The following is a 23,077-nucleotide window of genomic DNA, read 5'->3' as shown; positions in this document are numbered from 1 at the left end:
GCAACCCGGCTGCTCAGGTCTTTTCGCGTAGCCGGGCGGTGACGCGCACCGAGGTCTCGTGCAGCCTGTTGAAAATCTCCAGCAGCAGCTCCAGCTGTTCATCGGTGTAGTCGTCGGCGATCTTGGCGAATTCCCTTGCCAGCACATCGTAGTGGGGTGCGATCTCGTCGATGCGCTCGTCGAGGACGGTGATGATGACCCGTCGGCGGTCCTGCGAGTCGTGTTCGCGCCGGACGAAGCCGCCGGCCAGCAGCCGGTCGATCATGCGGGTGATCGCCCCGGTGGTGAGCCCGGTGCGCTGGGCGAGTTCGCCCGCGGTGGCCGGGCCGCCGATGCGCAGCAGATTCAGGCAGCGCAGGTCGGTGACGTGCAGGCCGAGCTTGTCGGCCATTGTGCCGTGCAGCATGACGGCATCGGTGGCGCTGCGCTGGGCGGCGAAGGTCAGCGCGGCGCCCAGTTGGTCGTGTCTGTTCGTCATCCCTTGACACCTTAGTCTTGCTCGGACAATATCTTACCCATTCAACTATTTATTCATTCAGTTGATGATCCATTGAGATGAATGTCAGGGGATTGCCATGACCACCCAGCAAAACGCCGACGAAGCGGCCCTGAACGAGCTGTTCGACCGCATCAACCGGGCTTGGGAGGTGGGCGACGCGAAGGCATACGCCGCCGCCTTCGCTCCCGACGCGGACTACGTGACCTGGTTCGGCGCGCACCTGAAGGGACGCGAGGCCATCGAGGCGTCGCACGCGGCGCTGTTCGCGAAGAACCTGAAGAACACCCGCCTCGACGGCGGGGTCACAGGGGTGCGCTTCGTGACACCGGATGTCGCGGTCGTACACGGTGTGGGCGCGCTGGTGAAGGGCAAGCGCCGCCGCAATCGCTTCAATACGAAGGTCAATGTCTTCGTGGCCGCCCGTTGGAACGGCAAGTGGACATTCGTCGCCTTCCACAACACCAAGTACAGCCGACTGTTGAACACCCTTGTCGCCAAGCATGATCCGGGCGTGCGGATGTCGCGGCAGGCGTAGCTGTCGGATGACCGGAACCCGCAGCCGGGAGGTGATCGGTAATCCCGCAGCATCCCGTGGGAGGAAGCACTCCTCTAGGGTTCGGGTGCGGCCGTCACGCGAATCCGGCGCGAGACCGCGGCGCCGGGCACGCGCCGGAGGGCCGCGCGATTCCGAGTCGGCGGCGCCGGGCGGGTCGCCACTGCCCTGCCGGCAGTCGTACGAGAAAGGCGCCCCTATGCACCCGGACCGGTCCGGCGAACCCGACCCCGCCGATGCCGCGACCGCGCCGCTGTGGCGGGCGGTACAGGCTTTCCGCCTGGTGACCCTCCTGTATGCGGTGGGCCAGCAGATCGCTTCCGTGCGGTACTACGAGAACCAGCGGTTGAGCTGGGCTTTCATCGCGCTCATGGTGCTGTGGTCGGGAGTTTCGGCGCTGCTGCTGGCCCAGTGGCACACCCCCGAGACCGCGCGCACCCGCACGCTGGTGGTGGCCGGCGATCATCTCGTGGTCCTCGGCCTGATCGCGGCGACCCCGCTGGTCGCCGACTACGACTGGTACCACGGACATCAGCCCTTGCCCACCACGATGTGGTCGGCGAACGCGGTGATCTCGGCGGCCATTCTGCGCGGCCCCGTCGCCGGAATCGCGTCCGGCCTGGTCGTCGCCGCCGCCATCATCACCATGCGACAGCAATGGGGTCAGGACGTCTGGGCCGATGCCACCGCCCCGGTACTGGTTTCGGTGGGCCTGGCACTGGGTCTGGCCGCGAATACGGCGCGGCGCGCGCAGGAGCAGCTGCAGCGGGCGGTGCGGCTCACCGCGGCCGCCGCGGAACGGGAACGGCTGGCACGGCAGGTGCACGACGGTGTCCTGCAGATCCTCTCCTACATCACCCGGCGCGGCACCGCCATCGGCGGCCCCGCCGTCGAACTGGCCCAGCGCGCAAGGGAACAGGAGATCGCGCTGCGGCGGCTGATCTCCGAACAGGGCGCCGCCCCCGGCGGTGACGCCACGACCGTCGACCTGCGCCCCCTGCTCACCGCATACGCCGCGCCCGCCGTGGTGGTCTCGACCCCCGGCGATCCGGTGCGGATCGGCCGTTGGATCGCCGAGGAGATCGCCGCCGCCGTCGCGGCCGCGCTCACCAATGTGGAGTTGCACGCGGGCCCCGAAGCCCGGGCGTTCGTCCTACTGGAGGACACGGGCGCGGAGTTGATCGTGAGTGTGCGCGACGACGGGGCCGGGATCGCGCCCGGCCGACTCGCCGAGGCCGAGAACGAAGGCCGGATGGGGGTGTCGCGATCGATCGCCGGGCGGATCGCGGCGCTGGGCGGCACCGCCGAACTGCTCACCGCGGCGACCGTCGGCGAGGGCACCGAATGGGAGTTCCGGATTCCCCGTGGCTGACCTGGTTTTCGTGTTCACCACGCCGGCGCACCGCGCGGCTCTGGCAGGATGAGGACGCGCGAACGCGGAAGGAGCGGCGGCGTGACCGAGCAGGCGGCGGAGACGATTTCGGTGATGGTGGTCGACGACCACCCGATCTGGCGTGACGGGGTCGCCCGCGATCTCACCGAGGCCGGTTTCCGGGTGGCCGCCACCGCCGAGGACGCCGCGGCCGCCGCCCGCCGGGCCGCCGCCACCCGGCCCCGGGTGGTGCTGATGGATATGCAGCTGCCCGACGGCAACGGAGCGTCGGCCACCGCCGAGGTCCTGCGGGTGTCCCCGGAGAGCCGGGTCCTGGTGCTCTCGGCGTCGGGCGAACGCGACGATGTGCTGGACGCGGTGAAGGCCGGGGCCTCCGGCTATCTGGTGAAGAGCGCCTCGGCCGCCGAACTGGTCGCCGCGGTCCGCGCGACGGCCGCCGGGCAGGCGGTGTTCACTCCCGGCCTGGCGGGCCTGGTGCTGGGTGAGTACCGCCGGATGGCCACCGCGCCGACCGATCCCGGCGCACCACACCGGCCCGCGCTGACCGACCGGGAGACCGAAGTGCTGCGGCTGGTCGCCAAGGGCCTGTCCGCCAAGCAGATCGCGACGCGGTTGGATCTGAGCCATCGCACGGTCGAGAACCATGTGCAGGCCACGCTGCGCAAACTACAGCTCGCCAACCGAGTCGAGCTGACCCGCTACGTGATCGAGCAGGGTCTCGACGAGTGAGGCCGCGGTAGGGGCCCGGAATTCGGGTAGATCCCGGCGCGGCACCGAGTAGTCCTACTCATCCGCCCGGCCCGGCGTCCGCCGACCATCGAGATATGACGACTTCGATCGATCCGGCGCTGGTCGCCCGCCTGTCCGGCGAGTTCGCTTCGGTCGCCGGCGACTTCACCACGCTCGGCGGCCGGCTGGACACTCTCGGCAGCGATCTGGAGGCCCTGCACCGGCAGCTGCGGGTGGCGACACCGCCCGGGACCGCCGGCGCGGCCGCGGCGGCCGGACCCGGAACCACGCCCGGGGAGTTCACGAAACCGGCCGGACCGCAGCAGACCCGGCCGACAACCGAACCTTCCGCAGCAGAGGCACCTTCACCCGCCACCGACCCCTCCGCGCCGCGAATTCTTCCGTACGCCACCGCACCGGACGCGGTGGGGACGCCCGGTGCGCGCGGCGGCGGTCCCGCGGGAACATCGGTCGGCCCGGCACCCACCGGTCCCGCCCCCTGGAGCACCCCGGTGGCCGCTGCCCCGCAGCGGCCCTGGCCGGTCCCACCGCCACCGCCGCACGGTGGATACGCCGGTGCGTATCCGAGCTACCGGGACCGGCCACCGACACCACCGCCGATACCTCCCGGCCACATTCCCGCCGGCCCGGCCGCGCCCCGCACACCGTGGTGGCAGCGCGAGGGTGTGATCAGCCGGTTGCTCGCGGTGGCGGGGGTGGCGGTGACCCTCATCGGTGTGGTCATGCTGCTGGTGCTGGCCGCCCAGGCCGGGATCTTCGGTCCGGTCCCCCGTGTCGTCGCCGGGGCGGCGTTCTCGGCGGCACTGGTCGGGATCGGGGTGCGGGTGTACCGGCAGACCGGCGGCCGGGTGGGCGGGGTCGCGCTGGCCGCCACCGGTTTCGCCGGCGCCTACCTGGACGTGGTCGCGACGACCACGATCTACGACTGGCTGCATCCGGTACCGGGCTTCTCCGTCGCGCTCGGCGTCGCCGCGGCCGGGGTGGGGCTGGCGGTGCAGTGGCGTTCCCAGGCGCTGGCGGTTCTCGTCGTCACAGGCGCCGCCGTCCTGGCCCCGTTCGTCGGCATCGAGCTGTCGCTGCTCGCGTTCCTGATCGTGCTGCAACTGGCCTGTGTGCCGGTGCAGTACCGGCACGACTGGCCGTTCCTGCATCTGGTGCGCACGGTTCCGGCCGTACTCGCCGTCCAGATCGCCGTCGTCGCCGCGGCGATCGGCACCTACGATCTCGGCCGGAACGTGCTGGTGCTCGCGGCCGCCACAGCGGTCGCCGTGGTGGGAGTGGCGGGCACCGTCGTCGTGGTGCGGCACCGCCCCGGGGATATCGTCGCCGCCCTGACCTGCGCGCTGGCCACCACCCCGTTGCTGGCCGCACCGGCCCTGTTCGACCGGCCGGTCGCCACCGCGATCTCGTCGGGCTACGCCCTGGTCCTGCTGTCGCTCGCGGCGACCGCACTGGTCCCGAAGGTGCGCGATGTCGCTCGCCTGCCCGGTCATACCACGACCGTCGCGGCCGTCGCCGGTTCGTTCGCGCTGCTGGAGACCTGCTGGGGTGTCACCACCGACGCGACACTCGCCCTGGGCCTTTTCCTCGTCGCCGCCTGCTATCTGGGTATCGCGGGCCGCACGGGCAACCGGGTCGCGGCGGCGCTGGGCGCCGGATACGCCACGCTCGGCGGCCTCGCCTTCCTGGCGGTCGCCGGCCCGGACACCCTGGCCACCGAGGGGCTCGCGGTCCGCGATCTGTCGGCCGGGACCGCGGCCTCGGCGATCGCCGGGCTGGCGGTGGTGGCGGTCGGGCTGTGGGGGTCGGGGCGGCTCACCGCACCGCGGCATCCCGGCGGTTCCCGCGCCACCGGATGGTGGATCGGCGCCGGCGTCGCGGCCCTCTACCTGGTGACCGCCGCCACCGTATCGCTGGGCGTGATCTCCGGTATCGCCGACGGATTCGTCGTCGGCCACAGTATCGCCACCATCGTCTGGATGGCCGGCGCGCTGGCCGCCCTGCTGTACGGACTGCGCCGGCTGAGCGGGGGGACGCCGACGGCGGCGAAGGTCGCTCTCGGGTCCGGGCTGCTGGTCACAGCCGCGGCACTGGCCAAGTTGTTCCTGTTCGATCTGGCGACCCTGGACGGCCTCATCCGGGTGACCGCGTTCCTGGTGGTCGGCGTGCTGTTGCTCATCGCCGGCACCCGCTACGCCCGGGCGTTCGCCGAAAACGGCGCCCGGCGCGGCGGTTCCGGATCCTCGGCCGACCCGCACTGATCCCCGCGCGGGACTGCGGCCCCGGTGGCGCCACAGCCACCGGGGCGGCCCTGGTTCAGGAACCCGTACGTGCCGCCGCGACCATGGCGGCGGTGACGGTCGCGATATCGGCGTCGTCGCTGATGTAGGGCGGCATCGCGTAGATCAGGTTGCGGAACGGCCTGAGCCAGGCACCCGCTGCCACGGCGGCCGCGGTGGCCGCCCGCATATCCACCGGCCGCTCGAGCTCGATCACCCCGATACCGCCCAGCACCCGGACCTCGGTCACCCCCGGCAGTTCCCCCGCCGGAGCCAGCCCCGCACGCAGGCCGGCACCGATCCGAGCCACCTCCGCCCGCCAGTCGCGTGCGAGCAGCAGTTCCACCGACGCCACCGCGACAGCACAGGCCAGCGGATTACCCATGAATGTCGGTCCGTGCATGAGCCCGCCGTGCGCGGCGCTGACGGACTCCGCGATCTCGCTCGTGCACAGCGCGGCGGCGAGGGTCAGGTACCCACCGGTGAGCGCTTTGCCCACGCACATGACATCGGGGGCGACCCGCCCCTGCTCGGCGGCGAAGAGCGTACCGGTCCGCCCGAACCCGGTGGCGATCTCGTCGAACACCAGCAGAACTTCGTGCTCATCGCACAACCGGCGCAGCTCGGCCAGGTAGCGGGGATCGTGCCAGCGCATACCGCCTGCTCCCTGGACCACCGGTTCCACCACGATCGCGGCCAGCTCGGGCGCGTGCCGTGCCACGGCTCGCTCCAGCTCGCGCACATAATCGTCGCGGTAGTCCCGGGGCGGAGCGGAGACGAAGACCTGTTCGGTCAGGACATCGGTCCACAGCGCGTGCATACCGCCCTCGGGATCGCACACGCTCATCGGTGTGAAGGTGTCGCCGTGATATCCGCCCCGCCAGGTGAGCAGCCGGCGCTTCCGCGGCCGCCCTACCGACCGCCAGTACTGCAGGCACATCTTCACCGCGACTTCCACCGAGACCGAACCGGAATCGCAGAGGAACACCCGGTCCAGCCCGTCGGGGGTGTGGCGCACCAGCAACTCGCACAATCGGGCCGCCGGTTCGTGGGTGAGCCCGCCGAACATCACATGGCTCATCCGGCGCGACTGCGCGATCAGCGCCTCGTCCAGGACGGGGTGGCGGTAGCCGTGCACAGCGGCCCACCACGAACTCATTCCGTCCACCAGTTCGCGGCCGTCGGCCAGCGTCAGCCGGGTACCCGCGGCCCCGGCGACGACCAGTGGTTCGGTGCCGGCCGGGAAGCCACCGTAGGGATGCCACACATGGCGCGCGTCGAGGGCGGAAATCTGCGCGGCGGTGAGTTCTGCGGGGGCGGCGGGCACGGCGATCCTCCACGTCGTAGCGCGACCGCGGCCGGCCGCACGAAACCTTGAACGCCGTTCAAGTTACCAAACCCCGCGGGCCGGGACCTCCGCAGCGGGGACACGCCGCCACCGCGCGGGCGTGCGCGCCCGGACCCGGCACGGCCGTGGTGCGGCCGCCACGACGAGGGCGGAGATCATCGGCCAACCCGATCGGGATCCGCGCTCCGATCACCCCCGGCCCCGTCCAGCACCGCCGTCACCCGGGCCAGCAGTCGCCGCAACTCCCCCACTCCGTCCACCCCCACATCCGCCCGGATCCGCTCCTCGATCCGCCCGATCCGCTCCCCGGCCAGTTCGAGCGCCGCCGACCCGGCCGCGGTGCACACCACCCGCCGGGCCCGCCGATCCCGCGGATCGACCTGCCGGCGCACCAGCCCGGCCCGTTCCAGCCGACCCACCAGTTCACCCATCGACTGCTGGGTCATTCCCGCGGCCGCCGCCAATTCGCCCACCCGCGATCCCGCCGGATCCAGATACCGGAACACCGCGTAGTGCGCGGGACCCAGTTCCGCGCCCAACCGCGGACGCAGTTCATCGTTCAGTTCCGCTTCGACGGCCCGGGTGGCCAGGGTGAGCAGTTTCAGCAGTGACGGGGTCGTTGACATATTACGAAGGTAACCTTTCTAATAGAGGTATGCCGGACCGGGTCATCTCCTTCCGCAGCGGTCACCGCGTCACCGTGCTCGCCGAGGGCACCGACGCGCACGGCCCCTATCTGCGATTGCGCCACGAACTGCCCACCCCCGCCCGGCAGGCGGGCCCACACTGGCACCCGGTCATCGGCGAGAGCTGGACGGTGCGGCACGGAGCGCTCGAGTTCCGCGTCGACGGCCACGAGGTCACGGCCGGCCCCGGCGATACGGTGCACGCGGCGGCCCGCACCGTTCACCGGTTCCGCAGCGTGGCGCCCGATACGGTGCTCGACCACGAGATCCGCCCGCCGCTGCGGCATCTGGAGATGTTCGCGCTGTGGAGCGCCCTGGACCGGGCGGGAGCGACCACCCGCTCCGGGATCCCGCGCAATCCACTGGCACTCGCCCTGCTATGGGAACTGCAGGACGGCTACCTCGCCGGAATACCGTCCTGGCTCCAGCGCGCGACCCTGGGGAGCCTCGCCGCAATCGCCCGGCGAACCGGTTACGCACGCCGCTGGACCGACTCGGCCGACCGGCCCCGGGCAATCGACCAGTGACCCCCGGCATCCGCGCGCCGAAATGGCGCTAGTGTCATGCCCATGGACGCGTCCGACTCGCTGCTCGAGGAAGTGACACCACCGGCGGTATATCCGAGCGGCACCCGGCCATCGGGCGACGCCGAGCATCCGCGCTGATTCCGGCCGTTCCAGCACCTGCGCCGGCCGGCTCCGGCGCCCGTCCACCCGCCGCGCTCCGCACCGACCCCGACCGAGAACCGTATGCCCGCTGACCCGCCGAGCTTTCGCCGCAACCCGCGCGCCACTCCGGTCCGCAGCACCTACCGGCTGCAGCTGCGACCGGACGGACTCACCTTCGCCCAGGCCGCGGCCATCGCGGAATACCTTCAGCAACTGGGCGTCTCGCATATCTATCTCTCCCCGGTGATGACGGCCGCGCGCGGTTCCACCCACGGCTACGACGTCACCGACCCCACCGCCGTCTCCGCCTCTCTGGGCGGCCCGCTCGGGCTCAAGGCACTCGCCGACGAAGTACGCAACCGGGGTATGGGCCTGATCATGGATCTGGTGCCCAACCATGTGGGGGTGGCCGATCCGCAGCAGAACCTCTGGTGGTGGCATGTGCTGCAGTACGGTCGCAAATCCCAGTTCGCGTCGTTCTTCGATATCGACTGGAGTCCGGGCAACGGCGTGGGCGGCCGGCTGGCGCTACCGGTGCTGCGCGGCGCGAACGACCCGGCCGCCCTCACCGTCGACCGGTCCGGGCCTGAACCGCTGCTCGCCCTGCACGACCTCCGTTTCCCCATCGCGCCCGGCACCGACGGCGACAACGCGCTGCGGATCCACGACAAACAGCACTATCGGCTGGTGAGCTGGAAATCCGGGATCTGCGGATATCGCCGGTTCCTCTCGATCAGCGGCCTGGCGGCGCTGCGCCAGGAGGATCCGGTGGTGTTCGAGGCCACCCATCGCGAACTCGCGGCCTGGTGCGAACACGATCTGATCGACGGTGTCCGGGTCGATCATCTCGACGGCCTCGCCAACCCGGCCGAGTACCTCCAGCGCCTGCGGCAGCTGATCGGGCCCACCCGACTGCTGCTGGTGGAGAAGACCCTCTCCAACCGGGAACCCCTCGACCCCACCCTGCCGATCGACGGGACCACCGGCTACGACGGCATCGCCGATTTCGGCGGGGTGCTGCTCGAACCGGCCGGGGAACAGATCCTCACCGAACTGTCCCGCCACATCACCGGGCACGGCAGCGATCGGGTGTGGGTCGGCGAGAAGGAACACCGCATCAAGCGCGCGGTCGCGGAGAGCATCTTGGCGCCCGAAATGCGCCGCCTGGTCGCCGCTGTCAAAGCCGACGCGGGCGCCGACGATTTCGACACCATGGCGCTCACCAATGCCACCATCGAGGTGTTGTCCTTCCTGCCCGTCGCCCGGGCCGACTACACCCCGCTGTACGGGATGATCAGCGCGGTGATCGCCGAGGTGGAAAAACGCAACGCTGAACTACGGGCGCCGCTGTCGGTCCTGGTGAGCGCGCTGATCGCCGGAGGCACCGCGTTCACCCGGTTCCATCAGGTGAGCACCGCCATCGGCGCGAAAGCCGTGGAGGACATCCTCTTCTACCGCGCGGCGCGGCTGGTGTCGCTGCAGGAGATCGGCGGCAACCCGGCACGTTTCGGCCGCACCGTCAACGAATTCCATCTCGCCAACGCCTCCCGCGCGCGCCGCTGGCCCGCCTCGATGACCACCCTGTCCACCCACGACACCAAACGCGGCGAAGATGTGCGGGCCCGGATCGGGGTGCTCTCCCAGGTGCCCCGGATGTGGGCCCGCGCGGTCACCCTGTGGCTCGAGAAGCTGCCCCCGCCCGACGGCGCCACCGCACTGTTCCTGCTGCAGAACATGTTCGGCATGTGGCCGGCCGACGGGCGGCCGGCGCCCTCGGTCCCGGGCCTGCGCGACCGGGTACACCGATTCGCCGAGAAGGCGATGCGCGAGTCCGGGGAGCACACCTCCTGGGAGGAACCCGATACCGAGTTCGAGAACGCGGTGCACGCCTGGCTCGATCAGGTGATCGACGGGCCGGTCGGCCGCCAGCTCACCGACCTCGCCCACGACCTGGCCCCGCACGCCTGGTCGGACTCACTGGCACAGAAACTGCTGCAACTGTGCGCGCCGGGTATCCCCGACATCTACCAGGGGTGTGAGATCTGGGAGGACTCGCTGGTCGACCCCGACAATCGCCGCCCGGTCGATTTCGGGTCCCGGGGCGGGATGCTGCACACCCTCACCACGACCCCGCCGCTGGATATCACCGGCGCCGCCAAGATGTGGCTGGTCGCCTACGCGCTGTGGTTGCGGCGGGAACGTCCGGAGTGTTTTGTCGGCGGTACCTACACCCCGGTGTTCGGGCACGGTGAGCACGCCGACAAACTGGTCGCCTACGCCCGGGGCCGGGTCGGCGCCGACCCGGAGATCATCGTGGCCGTCACCCGGCACAGCGTCGCGATCGGCGAGACCGGCTGGGGCGATACCTATATCGACCTCTCCGGCGGGTCCTGGACCGACCGGCTCACCGGGCACACCTTCCAGAACCGCGCCCGTACGGAGAAACTGTTCGCCCGGCTTCCGGTGGCACTGCTGGTGCGCTGACCGCGCCGCCGTCAGGACCCGGTCGCCGCGGCGGCGATCCGCGGGAACGGCGCCTGCGCTTCCAGCAGGAAACCCAGCTCCAGCAGCGTGCGCTCGCCACCGTAGGGCCCACTGAGCATGACCCCGACGGGCAGGCCTGCCGCGGTGAGACCGGCCGGGATCGCGATGGACGGCGAACCGGTGACATTGTTGATCGGGGTATAGCCGACGAAATTCGTGACCCGTTCGATCGATTCGGCGAACGGCACTCCCGGGTTCAGATATCCGATCTCGGGTGTGGTGTGGGTGAGCACCGGTGAGAGGACGGCGTCGTAGCGGGTGAGCACCGCGTCGTAGTCGGCGCGGGCCCGGTTCAGCCGGTACAGCGCACCCGGCGTGGCGAACAGACGCCGGCGGAACGCGGCGGCCAGGCCCTTGGTGAAGGTTTCCAGCCGGGCGGCGTCGAAGGTACGGCCGTGACTCAGCTTCCCGGTGACCCCCGACATCTGCGCGAGAAATCCCCAGTACTGCAGGAAGTCGGCGACGAGCTCCGCGGAGACCGGCGAGGGCATCGGCTCGATCGTATGTCCCGCGCTCTCCAGGATCCCGGCGGTCGCGGTGACGGCGGCCAGGGTTTCCGCGTCGGGTTCCAGGCCGTTGCACGCCGTGGTGAGCAGGCCGATCCGCAGTTTCCGCGTCGTGGGTCCCTCGACGGTGCCGATGGGCGGGAGCTTCGGATTGCGCCAGTAGGTCTCGGCGGCGGCGTGATACGCGGCCTGATCACGGACCGACCGGGACAGCACCCCTTCGGAGACGAGTTTGATCGGCAACTGCCGCGCCTGGGCATTGTCCAGATGCCGGAACCGGCTGGGTTTCAACGAGACCAGACCCGCGCATGCCGCCGGGATACGCAGTGAACCGCCCCCGTCGTTACCGTGCGCCACCGGCACCACACCGGCGGCGACCAGGGCGGCCGATCCGCCCGAGGAACCCCCTACGGTGTACCCGGTATTCCAGGGGTTGCGGGTGGGGTCGCCGTGCTCGAACTCGGTGGTGGAGGTGAAGCCGAATTCGGGCATGGTGGTCTTGCCCAGTACCGTCACCCCGGTGCTCAGCAGTTGGGCGGTGAACCGATCGTCCTTACCGGCGGGATGCGCCGTGATCGCCGCGCTGCCGTGGCAACTCGGCAGTCCGGCCACATCGGCGTTGTCCTTCACGAAAGCCGGCACTCCGTACCACACGCCGTCCCCGGCAGTGGCGGGTCGCGGCTCCGGACACCGGTAGGCGATCGCGTTCAACCTCGGGTTCACCGCTTCGGCCCGGGCCAGTGCCGCGCGGGCCAGTTCCTGCGGACTCGCCGCACCGGCCCGGACGAGGGCCGCGAGCGCCACCGCATCGTGTCCGCCCAGCGCGTCGTCGGTGAAGGCATGTACTCGATCGGTCATGAATCGGCTCGCGTGTACCTCGGGGACCCGGATACCCGATCCGGAACCAAGTGGACGTGTGTTCAACTCGGCCCAGACTAGTACGGAGCGGAACCACACGGGAGCAGTTGCCCGGCGCGGCGTACGAGAGCGGCAGCGACTACCGGCGCGCCGCGCGCCACCATCCGGTGGTCCACAGCACGGCGCCCACGGCCGCGCCCAGCAGTACCCCGGCCTGCGTCGATCCCAGGACGGCCGCCGCCACCAGGAAGACCAGCAACCCCATGACGAGCGCCTCCAGCTTGTACACCGGCCAGCGCGACCCCGCGATATCCACAGCCGCCGCACCGCGGACGGCGGCACGCGGGGCGGTGAGAGGCGATGCGGTCATATGTTCAGGCTACCCGTGCGACCTGTGTTCGGTCCATCGAACTTTCGTCTTCCCGCACACATATTCCGCCCCCGGCGCCCAGCGCCGCCGGAGCGGCCGGCCCGGTCACCGCGGCCCTGTCCGGCCGGGCCGGGCCCACCGGGGAACAAGCGACCCCGTCCGGGACGTTTCCCGGGACATGCCATTGACTGGAGAATACGCACCGTCCACATCCGACTGGGCCCGCGAACAGGCCGAGAAGATCGAGAACTCCGGTGGTACCGAGGGCACCACCCTGCAGGGCATGCCGGTGGTGGTGCTGACGACCGTCGGGAACAAGACCGGCAAACTTCGCAAAACCGCCCTCATGCGGGTGGAACACGACGGCGAGTACGCGATCGTCGCCTCGCTGGGCGGCGCCCCCAAACATCCCGTCTGGTACCACAACGTGGTCGCCGAACCCCATGTCGAACTGCAGGACGGCACGGTCACCAAGGACTACACCGCGCGCGAGGTGTTCGGCGAGGAGAAGGCGCTCTGGTGGGCGCGGGCGGTCGCCGCCTACCCGCCCTATGCCGACTATCAGCTCAAGACCGATCGCCAGATCCCGGTCTTCGTGCTCACCCCGCGCTGACGAACCCGGTCCCGGGGTGGTTCCGGACGTCCGGAACCGCCCCGCCCAGATGAACGAAAGCGCAGGACACGGCCACCCGCTGCGCGCTCCGGCAGGGGTGGATGGCAGCATGGACCGGGTGTCCGATGTGCTCACTCACCTGCCAGAAGCCCGTCCCGCGTTGACCGCGGACGAGATCGACGCCGCAGCCGAACGCATCGCCGACATTATCGAGCCCACTCCCCTGCAACTATGCCCGCGGCTATCGCAGCTGACCGGCTCGCAGGTGTACCTCAAACGCGAGGACCTCACCGTCGTCCGCTCCTACAAGTTGCGCGGCGCATACAACCTGGTGGTCCAGCTCGACGACGCCGAGCGCGCGGCGGGCGTTGTGGCGGCCAGCGCCGGTAACCACGCCCAGGGCGTGGCCTTCGCCTGCCGGGCCATGGGGATCACCGGCCGCATCTATGTCCCCACCACCACCCCCCGGCAGAAGCGTGACCGCATCCGCGTCCACGGCGGCCAATTCGTCGAACTGATCGCCGTCGGCGAAACCTTCGACGCGGCGGCGGCCGCGGCGGCCGACGATGTCCGGCGCACCGGCGCCACCATGGTGCCGCCGTTCGACGACACCCGTACCGCCGCCGGCCAGGGCACCATCGCCGCCGAGATCCTGGATCAGCTGGGGGCAGCGCCGGATCTGGTGGTGGTCCCCGTCGGTGGCGGCGGGTGCCTCGCCGGTATCGGCACCTACCTGCGCAAACGCGCCCCGGAGACCGCCATCCTGGCGGTCGAGCCCGCCGGCGCCGCCTCGATGACCGCGGCCCTGGTGGCGGGCGGACCGGTGACCCTGCCCGAAGTCGACCCGTTCGTCGACGGCGCCGCGGTCCGCCGGATCGGCCGGGTCCCCTACGACGCGGTGGCCGGTTTCGGCGGACGAGTGGTCTCGCACGGTTCCCTGCCCCTGCTCCTCTCGACCGAACCCCCCGGCGGCGCCGGCTCCTTCCGGCTGCTGCGGGTGGACGAGGGCGCCGTGTGCACCGCCATGCTGGACCTGTACCAGAGCGAGGGAATCATCGCCGAGCCCGCGGGCGCGCTGGCGGTCACCGCGCTGCTGGAATCGCCGCCGGAGCCCGGTTCCACCGTGGTCTGCCTGGTCTCGGGGGGCAACAACGATGTGTCCAGGTACGGCGAGGTCATCGAACGCTCGCTCGTACACCAGGGCCTCAAGCACTATTTCCTGGTGGACTTCCCGCAGGAACCGGGAGCGCTGCGCCGGTTCCTCGACGAAGTTCTGGGTCCCGACGACGACATCACCCTGTTCGAATACGTCAAACGCAACAACCGGGAGACCGGCGCCGCGCTCGTCGGGGTCGAACTGGGCGAACGCACCGGCCTGCAACCGCTGCTGGACCGGATCGCGCATTCCCCGATCCAGTGCGAGCGGCTCGAACCGGGCTCCCCCGCCTACCGCTACCTGACCTGAGCGATCAGGCCGCGGCCTCCCGGGTCGCGCCGCGGCCGATCCGGGCGGCCGAGCGGGCTCCGGATATGACCAGGGGCAGTAGCCAGGCGAACGCGGACTGGTCGACGGCCAGGGTTTCCATGGCGAGCCGGTTGTGGACGAAACCGAGCGAGATACCGCTGTCGGGGTCCGCCCAGCCGAACGAGCCACCCAGCCCGATATGGCCGAACCCGCGGGGTGCGCCCAGGGTGGGCATGGCGTGATAGCCGAGATGCCACAGGGGCCCCATGTACAGGAACAACCCGGTGTCGGGCCGGAACCGTTCGATCCGGCGAATGGCCTGGACGGTGGCGCCGGACAGGTACCGGCTGCCGCTGGCGAGCCCGTTGCAGGCCAGCGGTTCGTACACCGCGGCCAGGCCGTTGGCGCTGCACACACCGTTGGCGGCCGGCATCTCGCTGTCCAGCAGTGGCGGGTTCGGGCCGGTCAGGATGGCCTCGGCGCCGGGGATGAACAGGGAACGGCTGCTCACCCCGAGCGCGCCGGGAATGGCCTGCAACAGCGTGACCAGCCGGGAACCGCGCGGCGTGCCGGCGAAGGAGAAGCCGGTGCCGAAGCTCTCGGCCGCCACGGTGACCGAACCCGCGGGTGGACGTCCCAGGTGCACACCGTCGGTGCCCAGCGGGATCGCGACCTCGCGCTGGAACAGTTCCTTCATACTGACGCCGGTGACCTCGCGGGCCAGGCCGGCGAGCAGCCAGCCGAAGGTCATCGCGTGATAGGCGGGAACACCGAGCAGCCGATCCGGGGTGGCGGCAGCCAGGCGTTCGGCCATGAGTTCGTGGTCGAGCAGTTCGGCCCCCTGCGCCGCCAGGGCGCCGACGCCGGAGAGTCCGGCCGAATGGGTGAGCACCTGCCGGACGGTGATCTTGTCCTTGCTGTTACATCCGAACGCGGGCCAGTATTCACACACCGGGGCGTCGTAATCGATGAGACCGCGATCGGCGAGCCGATGCACGACCGTGGCCGCGATGCCCTTGGTCGCCGAGAAGACCACCGCACCGGTATCGCGACTCCAGGGCCGGCCCGGTGCGGCCTCCCCCGTCCAGATATCGAGAACGGGTTCCCCGTGCCGATACACGGCCAGCGCCGCACCTACGCCCTTCCGGCCACCGTAGACCCGGGTGAATGCGGACGTCAGCCGCCGAAATTCTGCTCCGGCACTGCCGGAATAAGCGACGCTGCTCATCCTTACACAGTAAGGTCATCCGAGGTTTCCGGCAATGTCCGTCCCGGACGGTAGGCCGCCGGAAACGCGGCCGGACCCGCCCGGGTGGGCCACCGGAACCGCCCGCGCGACCGGTCGCCAGGGCCCCCGGAACGCGATCGTCCCGGACAGCCATCTCCCGGAAAATACGGCGCGGATACTTTCACTCCGGCAGAAATTCCACCGCCGAATGGAAACAAATCGGTAAAGAATTGACGCGCTCACTCCGGAGCGGAATAGGCACCGCATTCGTTCGGCTCGCGCCCGGCTACCGTGGCGTGCCCTACCGAGGGTCGCGTAAACGATTTCGCGCGGATCGCCCGGTCGAACGCATATTTCGAGAACCGCGAAGCGGCCCCCGCCCAAAGGGTCCGAATACGGTCACGGTGGCCGGCGATACCGGCGCCCGGCAATATCGACGACACTTGATAAACGTCGGAAACTCGACTTTCTCGGACCGAATATCTTCCGTCGATATAGTGGGCCCCATGACCTCCTTGGCACCGCCGGTCGTGCGGGACCGGGAGCGCGGGGACGCGCTCCCGGTCGCCGACGCGGCCATCTACGCAGGCTGGTTCTCCTGCCTGGCCGACCCGACCCGGGTCCGGTTACTGCACCAGGTCGCCACGAGCCCCGCCGGCATCCACATCGGCGAAATCGCCGAAGCACTCGGTATCGGACAGCCGACCGTCTCCCACCATGTCCGCAAGCTCACCGACGCCGGGTTCGTGACAGTACACAAAGAGGGCACTGCCACCCTCGTCACCGTCAATCCACACCGCTGCACCGAACTGCCGCACACCGCCGACGCGGTGATGGGCCTGCTCACCCCCCAGCCGCCCTGTCCGGACGAGCCGCCCGGCGATATCACCGTCCGGGCGCTGACCGACGCGGACTGGGAATCCGTGCGCGCCATCCACGCCGCCCGCGGGACGGCCTACCCCGCCGTCGGCGCGGCCGACGCCCCCGACCGGGAGACCCTGGACCGCCAGTGGCTGCCCGGGCACCGCTGGGTCGCCGAAGCCGACGGCCGGATCGCGGGGTGGGCTGCCCTCACCCCGGTCTCGCGCCACGAGTTCTACCGGGACGTCGCCGACAGCTGCGTAATGGTCGCCGACGAACTCGAAGGCCGCGGCGTGGGGACCGCACTGCTGCGCCGTCAAGTGACGGCCGCCGAGGAGGCGGGTCTGCGCGCCCTGCAGACCACCGTTTTCCCGGAGGACCGGGCCGGGCTCTCCCTGCACCACGCGGCGGGCTTCCGCACCGTCGGTATCCGGGAGCGCAGCGGCCGCTCCGAAGGCCGCTGGCGCGACGCGGTACTGCTGGAGCGCCGCAGTCCGCTGAACTGACCGTCCGGCCGGGCCGGCCGCGGCACGGTCGCCGCCGCTACGGCCCGGTCCGGACCGGCCGCAGGATCACCTTCAACCACAGGGTCGACAGTCCGCACAGCACGCACAACACCGCCACGCCGGCGCTCGCCCACTCGGCGGCGGACAGCCCCCGCAGGCCCGCCTCGCCGAACCGCGCCAGCGGGTACACCCCGACGACGAGCATCGCGATGGTCCCCAGCAGCGAGACCAGCGAAGTGGGCAGCCAGCGCACCCAGCGGAACGGGCGCACGGTCTCCTCCGGCGCCGCTCCGGAGAAAACCCGCTGCACCCGCCCCCAGGCCACACTGTTGACCACCAGCACCGCGAGATCGAGCAGGAGTGCGCCGATCGCGAACGCCACCGCCCCGGGTGGAGCGGCGGGCTCCGGGCCGGGCAGTGGCAGCAGTCCGGCCGCCAGCGGATAGCACGCGAGCACGAGACCGGCCGCGGCCAGCGCCGACCACATCACCGACCAGTTCCGGCGCGTCGCGGCCAGCGTCACCGTGGCGGCCCGTTCGGCCGGCGAGCACGCGTCGTACCACCCGGGCGCACCGGCGGAAATCTTCATAACAACTGCCCCGCACCCCGTCGGTCCTGCCCAACACTGCCGCGTGCGGTCCGATGCCACCGGCCGTCCGCCTGTCCGCAGACTCTAGCCGCGTCCGCCGGTCGGGGCACCGATTCGGCTCCGCCCGGGCCGGCGCCACCGGGACGACCGCCCGGCCGGTCACCCGCCCGCCCGACCGCGCGATCATTACCACGTGGAGCAACGACAGGCGGCGCACAGTACCGAAGAGGTGGTCGGGCTGGTCGCACAGACATTCCTCCGGGACCGCGACCAATTCGTCGACGAGTTGTCGCACCTGATGCGCGCGCAGGTGCCGGCCCTGGATCAGGACCCCCGGCTGCGCGAACTGATGGATGACGGGACGACCGACAACCTGATGGAAGTCCTGCAGTTCCTGCAGAACGAGGCCGGCGAAGATGACGTGCGGGCCCCGGAGCGGGCCCTGGCGTACGCCCGGATCCTCGCCCAGCGCGATGTGCCGGCGTCGGCGTTGATCCGGGCGTACCGGATCGGGCAGGCGGGCTTCCTGGACACCGGTATGCGCTACGCGATCGAATACGGCGGCGGCGGCCCGGTGACCACCTCGGCGATCGTCCACATCGTCAACCGCACCTCGGTGTACATCGACCGCGTCTGCGAGCAGGTCGGCGTCGCCTACGAACAGGAACGCGACCGCTGGGTCGGCGACCGGGGCGGCCTCCGGCAGCAATGGGTGACCCGGCTGCTCAACGGCACGACCACCGATACCGAGGCAGCGGAGCAGGTGCTGCACTACCCGCTCACCCGTGGCCACCTCGCGATCGACGCCTGGACCGGCCCGCATATCGACTCCGCCACGGCTGCGCAGGTGTTCGACCACCTCCGCACCGCGCTGACCACCGTGTTCCACCGGGCGACCGGAAATCTGCTGGTCCCGGTGGACGACCACGAGGTCCGGATGTGGTTCGCCGTCCCGCAGGAGACGTCCGTGGACAGCGCCGCGATCGAACAGTTGCTCGTCGACCGGGCCCTGCCGGTGCGGGTGGCCTTCGGCGGTCACGGCACCGGGGTCGCCGGTTTCCGGCGCAGCGCGGGTCAGGCCGACCGGGTGCGCCGGCTGGCCTTGCTGGGCGGAGAGCACGGCGCCCGGGTGCTGTCCCACCCCGAGGTGTCGGCGGTCGCCCTGCTGGCCGGCGATATGGATACGCTGCGCGAGTTCGTCGCCGACGAACTCGGCGAACTGGCGGTGGACAACGAACGCAATCTCTGGCTGCGGGAGACATTGCGCGTATTCCTCGCCGTGAACCGCAGCTACGCGGCGGCCGCCACGCGACTGGCCGTCCATCGCAATACCGTCCAGTACCGCGTCCGGCAGGCACTGAACCTCATCGGCGTGAGCACCGACGCACCCGGCGCGGATCTGTATCCCCGGCTCGCCCTGCAGGCCACTCATCTGCTCGGCGCCGCGGTGCTGCGACCGGAACGGGGACAGTACTGAGCGGCGGGGCCCCGGCCCCGGCGGCGCAATGCTGTGCGCACGACGGACATTGCGCCGAGCGCACCACGGACATGTGCTGCGCGCACAAATGCCGGCCGAGCTTTCATGCGGCCGGAATATGGTCCACCCCACACCGCGCGTCGTAAGGTTCAGTTATTCCCGGAAACCGGTGTCCACCTGAGTAGTTGGGTCGCCGGCAACCGGTTCGCCGCGCCCGCCACGGCGGTGTCGCGGACCCCGATCCAATCCGTCGTGCCGGCGTCGTCGCGCTGTGTGCTGCCCTTTTCAGGAGTTCTCCGTGCCCTCGATCCAAACCGTCCGCGGTGCCGTGGACACCGCCGATCTCGGCGTCACCCTCATGCACGAGCACGTTTTCGTGCTCAGCTCCGATGTGCAGCAGAACTATTCGCGGGAGTGGGGTTCGGAGGAGGAGCGGGTCGAGGACGCGGTCCGGCAGCTGACCACCGCCTACGAGGCCGGTGTGCGCACGATCGTGGACCCGACCGTGGTGGGTCTGGGCCGCTACATCCCGCGGATCGCCCAGATCGCGCAGCGGGTGCCGCTGCACCTGATCGTGGCCACCGGCCTCTACACCTACAACGATGTCCCGTTCTTCTTCCACTACCGCGGACCGGCGCTCGATCCGCTGGTCGGCACCCATGTCCCCGATCCCATGGTGGATATGTTCGTCGGCGATATCCGCGACGGTATCGCCGGGACCGGTGTGCGGGCGGGCATGCTCAAATGCGCGATCGACGCGGAGGGACTGACGCCCGGTGTCGAACGGGTGATGCGGGCGGTGGCGCGAGCCCATCACGAGACCGGAGTGCCGATCACCGTGCACACCCACCCCGAATCGGGGTCCGGCTTCGAGGTCAAACGCGTCATGTGCGCCGAGGAGGGCGTGGACCCGACCCGGATCGTGCTCGGCCACAGCGGCGACACCACGGATCTGGACTACCTGACCGCCCTGGCGGACTCCGGATTCGTATTGGGCATGGACCGATTCGGGATCAACCTCGAGACCACCTTCGAGGCGCGCGCCGATACCCTCATCGAGATGGTGCGCCGGGGTTACGCCGAGCGCATGGTGCTCTCGCAGGACGCCAGCTGCTATATCGACTGGATCGAACCGGCCATGCGGGCCGCGGTCCTGCCGCAGTGGCACTACACCCACCTGTTCGACGACGTCTTCCCCTATGTGCTGGATCGCGGAATCGAGGAGCGGCAGCTGCAGACGATGCTCGTCGAGGTGCCCCGGAGGTTCTTCACCGCCGGGTGAACCGGAGGCCACGGCGCGAGCGGCCCGACCCGACCCGGGTGCCCGGACCGGGTCGGGGCTGACGCTAGGGTTGTCGATCATGCCTGGTCTGCCCGTTCCGCGCGCCCGTGCGCTGCTCGCCGCCCTCCTGCTCGCCGTCGCCCTGCTGGCGACGGCGTGCGGCAGCGGCGGCGGTGACGGTGCCGCCCGCGACCTGTGCGCGCCGCCGGGACCGGAGTCGGCCGCCGCGGCCCCCGCCGACCTGACCGCCCCGGGTACGGGCAAAGAGGATCGTTTCACCACCGCATCGACCGAACCGCTGGACGCGGTCGACATCTCCCGGCTCGGCCTGATCCGGCCCGGTGTGCTGAGCGTCGGCACCCTCTCCGACGCGCCGCCCAGTATCTGCGTGAACTCCGCCGGCGCGTTCACCGGTTTCGACAACGAACTGCTGCGGGCGGTGGCCGCGAAGCTCGGTCTGCGGGTCGAGTTCTCCGGTACCGAGTTCGCCGGACTGCTGGCCCAGGTCGGGGGCAAACGCTTCGATGTCGGGTCGTCCAACATCACCACCACCGATGCGCGGCGCGAGATGGTCGGTTTCACCAACGGCTACGATTTCGGCTACTTCTCGCTGGTCGTCAAGGACGGCAGCCCGGTGCAGGGGTTCGCCGATCTCGGGCCCGGTTCCCGGGTGGCGGTGGTGCAGGGCACGGTCCAGGACGAATACGTCGTCAACGAACTCGGGCTGGACCCGGTGAAGTTCCCGGACTACAACACCGCCTACGCGAATGTGAAAACCGGCCAGGTGGACGCCTGGGTCGCCCCGTCGGCGCAGGCCGAGGGCGCGATCGCGCCGGGCGATGCGACATCGGTCGTGGACAACTCGTTCAGTCTGGACAATTTCGTCGCCTGGGCGGTCGCCAAGGACAACAAGCCGCTGATCGACGCGCTCAACTCCGGGTTGGACGCGGTGATCGCCGACGGTACCTATGCCCGCCTCTACAGCGACTGGGTGCCCCGCGAACTGCCGCCCGGCTGGAAGCCCGGATCGAAGGCCGCACCGGCCCCGCAGCTGCCCGATTTCGCCGCCATCGCCGCCGGACAGGCCCCGCGGGAGCAGACCACGCAGGCGCCGAAATCGACCCTGGAACAGCTGCGCGACACCTTCTTCGACTGGTCGCTCTACCGGCAGGCCTTCCCCGACCTGTTCAAGACCGGCCTGCCCAACACACTGATCCTCGCCCTGGTCTCCGGCGTACTGGGCACCGTGATCGGCATGCTGCTCGCGGTCGCCGGAATCTCGCGGACCCGCTGGTTGCGCTGGCCGGCCCGGGTGTACACCGATATCTTCCGCGGCCTGCCCGCGGTGGTCATCATCCTGCTCATCGGCCTGGGGGTCGGGCCGGTGGTCAGCGGTCTCACCGGTAACAACCCCTACTGGCTCGGTGCGGTGGCGCTGGCGCTGCTGGCCTCTGCCTATATCGGCGAGATCTTCCGCTCCGGTATCCAATCGGTGGAGCCGGGGCAACTGGAGGCCGCCCGGGCGATCGGCTTCGGCTACCGGCAGGCCATGACGCTGGTGGTGATCCCGCAGGGGGTCCGCCGGGTGCTGCCCGCGCTGATGAACCAGTTCATCGCGTTGATCAAGGACTCCTCGCTGATCTACTTCCTGGGGTTGCTGGCGACCCAGCGCGAACTGTTCGCGGTCGGCCGCGATCTGAACGCCCAGACCGGCAACCTGTCACCGCTGGTGGCCGCCGGTCTGGTCTATCTGCTGCTGACCATCCCACTCACCCATCTGGTGAACTACATCGACCGGCGGATGCGCACCGGCCGGCCCGATCAGCCGATCGACCCGGTCGAACAGTCCGCCATCACCGAAGGCCGGGGGTAACCGATGAGCTCCTCACTGACCGGCACCGGACTCCACCTGCGGCTGGGCGGCAATCAGATCCTGCGCGGGGTGGACATCCATGTCGACGCGGGCAAGACCACGACGGTGATCGGCCCGTCCGGTTCCGGCAAATCCACCCTGCTGCGGGTCCTCAACCGGCTCCACGAACCCGATGCCGGAGATATCCTCATCGACGGCGAATCGGTGCTCGCCGAGAAACCCGACCGGCTGCGCCAGCGCATCGGGATGGTCTTCCAGCAGTTCAATCTCTTCCCGCACCGGACGGTGGCCGACAATATCGCGCTGGGACCGCGCAAGCTGCGCGGACTGTCCAAGGACGAGGCCCGCGCCCTGGCGCTGGAACAACTCGAGGTCGTGGGGCTCACCGGCAAGGCCGATTCCCGGCCCGCCAACCTCTCCGGTGGTCAGCAACAGCGGGTGGCGATCGCCCGGGCGCTGGCCATGAAACCCGACATCATGTTCTTCGACGAGGCCACCTCCGCACTGGACCCGGAACTGGTCAAGGGTGTGCTCGCGCTGATGTCGGAACTGGCCGCGGGCGGTATGTCGATGATCGTGGTGACCCACGAGATGGGATTCGCCCGCAGCGTCTCCGACCATGTGGTGTTCATGGACGGCGGTGTGGTGGTGGAATCGGGCGGTCCGGACGAACTTTTCGACAATGCCGGAACACCGCGGCTGCGAAGGTTTCTCGACCAGGTGCTGTGA

General features: G+C 70.2%; 20 protein-coding genes. 13 read left to right on the top strand and 7 right to left on the bottom strand.

What is annotated here, in order from left to right:
* Positions 1 to 13: 13 nt before the first annotated feature.
* Positions 14 to 478, bottom strand: coding sequence for a MarR family winged helix-turn-helix transcriptional regulator (locus ON38_RS08645; protein ID WP_039823816.1), 465 nt, complete (start codon positions 476 to 478; stop codon positions 14 to 16).
* Positions 479 to 575: 97 nt separating this feature from the next.
* On the opposite strand from ON38_RS08645, the gene ON38_RS08640 reads away from it, so the two are divergent.
* From ON38_RS08640 to ON38_RS08625, 4 genes are all read left to right on the top strand, one after another.
* The gene (locus ON38_RS08640; protein ID WP_051164511.1) at positions 576 to 1,034 is read left to right on the top strand and encodes an SgcJ/EcaC family oxidoreductase; all 459 of its coding nucleotides are present in this window, start codon (positions 576 to 578) and stop codon (positions 1,032 to 1,034) included.
* Between the two features lie 217 nt (positions 1,035 to 1,251).
* Entirely contained in the window at positions 1,252 to 2,424 is a 1,173-nt protein-coding gene (gene macS, locus ON38_RS08635) for a MacS family sensor histidine kinase (protein ID WP_051164510.1), read from the top strand.
* Positions 2,425 to 2,538: 114 nt separating this feature from the next.
* Entirely contained in the window at positions 2,539 to 3,174 is a 636-nt protein-coding gene (locus ON38_RS08630) for a response regulator (RefSeq protein WP_245563971.1), read from the top strand.
* A gap of 95 nt (positions 3,175 to 3,269) precedes the next feature.
* Positions 3,270 to 5,456 carry a DUF2339 domain-containing protein gene (locus ON38_RS08625; protein ID WP_051164509.1) on the top strand — a complete coding sequence of 729 codons (2,187 nt, stop codon included), beginning with the start codon at positions 3,270 to 3,272 and terminating at the stop codon, positions 5,454 to 5,456.
* A 55-nt stretch (positions 5,457 to 5,511) separates the two neighbouring features.
* Here ON38_RS08625 and ON38_RS08620 read toward each other — a convergent pair whose 3' ends face one another.
* Together ON38_RS08620 and ON38_RS08615 are read right to left on the bottom strand one after the other, a co-directional pair.
* Positions 5,512 to 6,801: an adenosylmethionine--8-amino-7-oxononanoate transaminase gene (locus tag ON38_RS08620; RefSeq protein WP_039823813.1), complete on the bottom strand. Its 1,290-nt coding sequence runs from the start codon at positions 6,799 to 6,801 to the stop codon at positions 5,512 to 5,514.
* Positions 6,802 to 6,977: 176 nt separating this feature from the next.
* Entirely contained in the window at positions 6,978 to 7,448 is a 471-nt protein-coding gene (locus ON38_RS08615) for a MarR family winged helix-turn-helix transcriptional regulator (protein WP_039823811.1), read from the bottom strand.
* A 29-nt stretch (positions 7,449 to 7,477) separates the two neighbouring features.
* On the opposite strand from ON38_RS08615, the gene ON38_RS08610 reads away from it, so the two are divergent.
* Together ON38_RS08610 and treY are read left to right on the top strand one after the other, a co-directional pair.
* Positions 7,478 to 8,035: a cupin domain-containing protein gene (locus ON38_RS08610; RefSeq protein WP_039823809.1), complete on the top strand. Its 558-nt coding sequence runs from the start codon at positions 7,478 to 7,480 to the stop codon at positions 8,033 to 8,035.
* A gap of 222 nt (positions 8,036 to 8,257) precedes the next feature.
* Positions 8,258 to 10,660 carry a malto-oligosyltrehalose synthase gene (gene treY / locus ON38_RS08605; RefSeq protein WP_051164508.1) on the top strand — a complete coding sequence of 801 codons (2,403 nt, stop codon included), beginning with the start codon at positions 8,258 to 8,260 and terminating at the stop codon, positions 10,658 to 10,660.
* A gap of 11 nt (positions 10,661 to 10,671) precedes the next feature.
* Here treY and ON38_RS08600 read toward each other — a convergent pair whose 3' ends face one another.
* Both ON38_RS08600 and ON38_RS08595 read right to left on the bottom strand, forming a co-directional pair.
* Complete coding sequence (locus tag ON38_RS08600) at positions 10,672 to 12,084, bottom strand: amidase (RefSeq protein WP_039823808.1); 1,413 nt, start codon at positions 12,082 to 12,084, stop codon at positions 10,672 to 10,674.
* Positions 12,085 to 12,223: 139 nt separating this feature from the next.
* Entirely contained in the window at positions 12,224 to 12,454 is a 231-nt protein-coding gene (locus ON38_RS08595) for a hypothetical protein (protein WP_039823807.1), read from the bottom strand.
* A gap of 178 nt (positions 12,455 to 12,632) precedes the next feature.
* On the opposite strand from ON38_RS08595, the gene ON38_RS08590 reads away from it, so the two are divergent.
* Both ON38_RS08590 and ilvA read left to right on the top strand, forming a co-directional pair.
* Positions 12,633 to 13,067: a nitroreductase family deazaflavin-dependent oxidoreductase gene (locus ON38_RS08590; protein WP_039823806.1), complete on the top strand. Its 435-nt coding sequence runs from the start codon at positions 12,633 to 12,635 to the stop codon at positions 13,065 to 13,067.
* A 109-nt stretch (positions 13,068 to 13,176) separates the two neighbouring features.
* On the top strand, positions 13,177 to 14,532 hold the full coding sequence (gene ilvA, locus ON38_RS08585) for a threonine ammonia-lyase IlvA (protein ID WP_051164507.1): 1,356 nt from the start codon (positions 13,177 to 13,179) through the stop codon (positions 14,530 to 14,532).
* Positions 14,533 to 14,536: 4 nt separating this feature from the next.
* On the opposite strand, the gene ON38_RS08580 is transcribed toward ilvA, so the two are convergent.
* The gene (locus ON38_RS08580) at positions 14,537 to 15,760 is read right to left on the bottom strand and encodes a serine hydrolase domain-containing protein (protein ID WP_051164506.1); all 1,224 of its coding nucleotides are present in this window, start codon (positions 15,758 to 15,760) and stop codon (positions 14,537 to 14,539) included.
* A gap of 506 nt (positions 15,761 to 16,266) precedes the next feature.
* Between ON38_RS08580 and ON38_RS08575 the strand changes: the two genes are divergently transcribed.
* Positions 16,267 to 17,127: a helix-turn-helix domain-containing GNAT family N-acetyltransferase gene (locus ON38_RS08575; RefSeq protein ID WP_039823804.1), complete on the top strand. Its 861-nt coding sequence runs from the start codon at positions 16,267 to 16,269 to the stop codon at positions 17,125 to 17,127.
* Positions 17,128 to 17,164: 37 nt separating this feature from the next.
* On the opposite strand, the gene ON38_RS08570 is transcribed toward ON38_RS08575, so the two are convergent.
* Entirely contained in the window at positions 17,165 to 17,716 is a 552-nt protein-coding gene (locus ON38_RS08570; RefSeq protein WP_039823801.1) for a hypothetical protein, read from the bottom strand.
* Positions 17,717 to 17,909: 193 nt separating this feature from the next.
* Between ON38_RS08570 and ON38_RS08565 the strand changes: the two genes are divergently transcribed.
* The 4 genes from ON38_RS08565 to ON38_RS08550 all read left to right on the top strand — a co-directional run bounded on the left by ON38_RS08565 (position 17,910) and on the right by ON38_RS08550 (position 23,077).
* Complete coding sequence (locus ON38_RS08565) at positions 17,910 to 19,193, top strand: PucR family transcriptional regulator (RefSeq protein ID WP_051164505.1); 1,284 nt, start codon at positions 17,910 to 17,912, stop codon at positions 19,191 to 19,193.
* A 298-nt stretch (positions 19,194 to 19,491) separates the two neighbouring features.
* Positions 19,492 to 20,475, top strand: a complete 984-nt coding sequence (locus ON38_RS08560; RefSeq protein ID WP_039823799.1) for a phosphotriesterase family protein — start codon at positions 19,492 to 19,494, stop codon at positions 20,473 to 20,475.
* Positions 20,476 to 20,554: 79 nt separating this feature from the next.
* Positions 20,555 to 22,348: an ABC transporter substrate-binding protein/permease gene (locus ON38_RS08555; protein WP_039823797.1), complete on the top strand. Its 1,794-nt coding sequence runs from the start codon at positions 20,555 to 20,557 to the stop codon at positions 22,346 to 22,348.
* 3 nt (positions 22,349 to 22,351) lie between these two features.
* A complete protein-coding gene (locus ON38_RS08550) occupies positions 22,352 to 23,077 on the top strand; it encodes an amino acid ABC transporter ATP-binding protein (RefSeq protein WP_039823795.1) in 726 nt (241 codons plus the stop codon).

This window comes from Nocardia testacea NBRC 100365 (assembly GCF_000308775.1).
Classification (GTDB): Bacteria; Actinomycetota; Actinomycetes; order Mycobacteriales; family Mycobacteriaceae; genus Nocardia; species Nocardia testacea.
The sequence above is the reverse complement of the archived record's forward strand: the minus strand, read 5'-3'. Positions and strand labels throughout refer to the sequence as shown.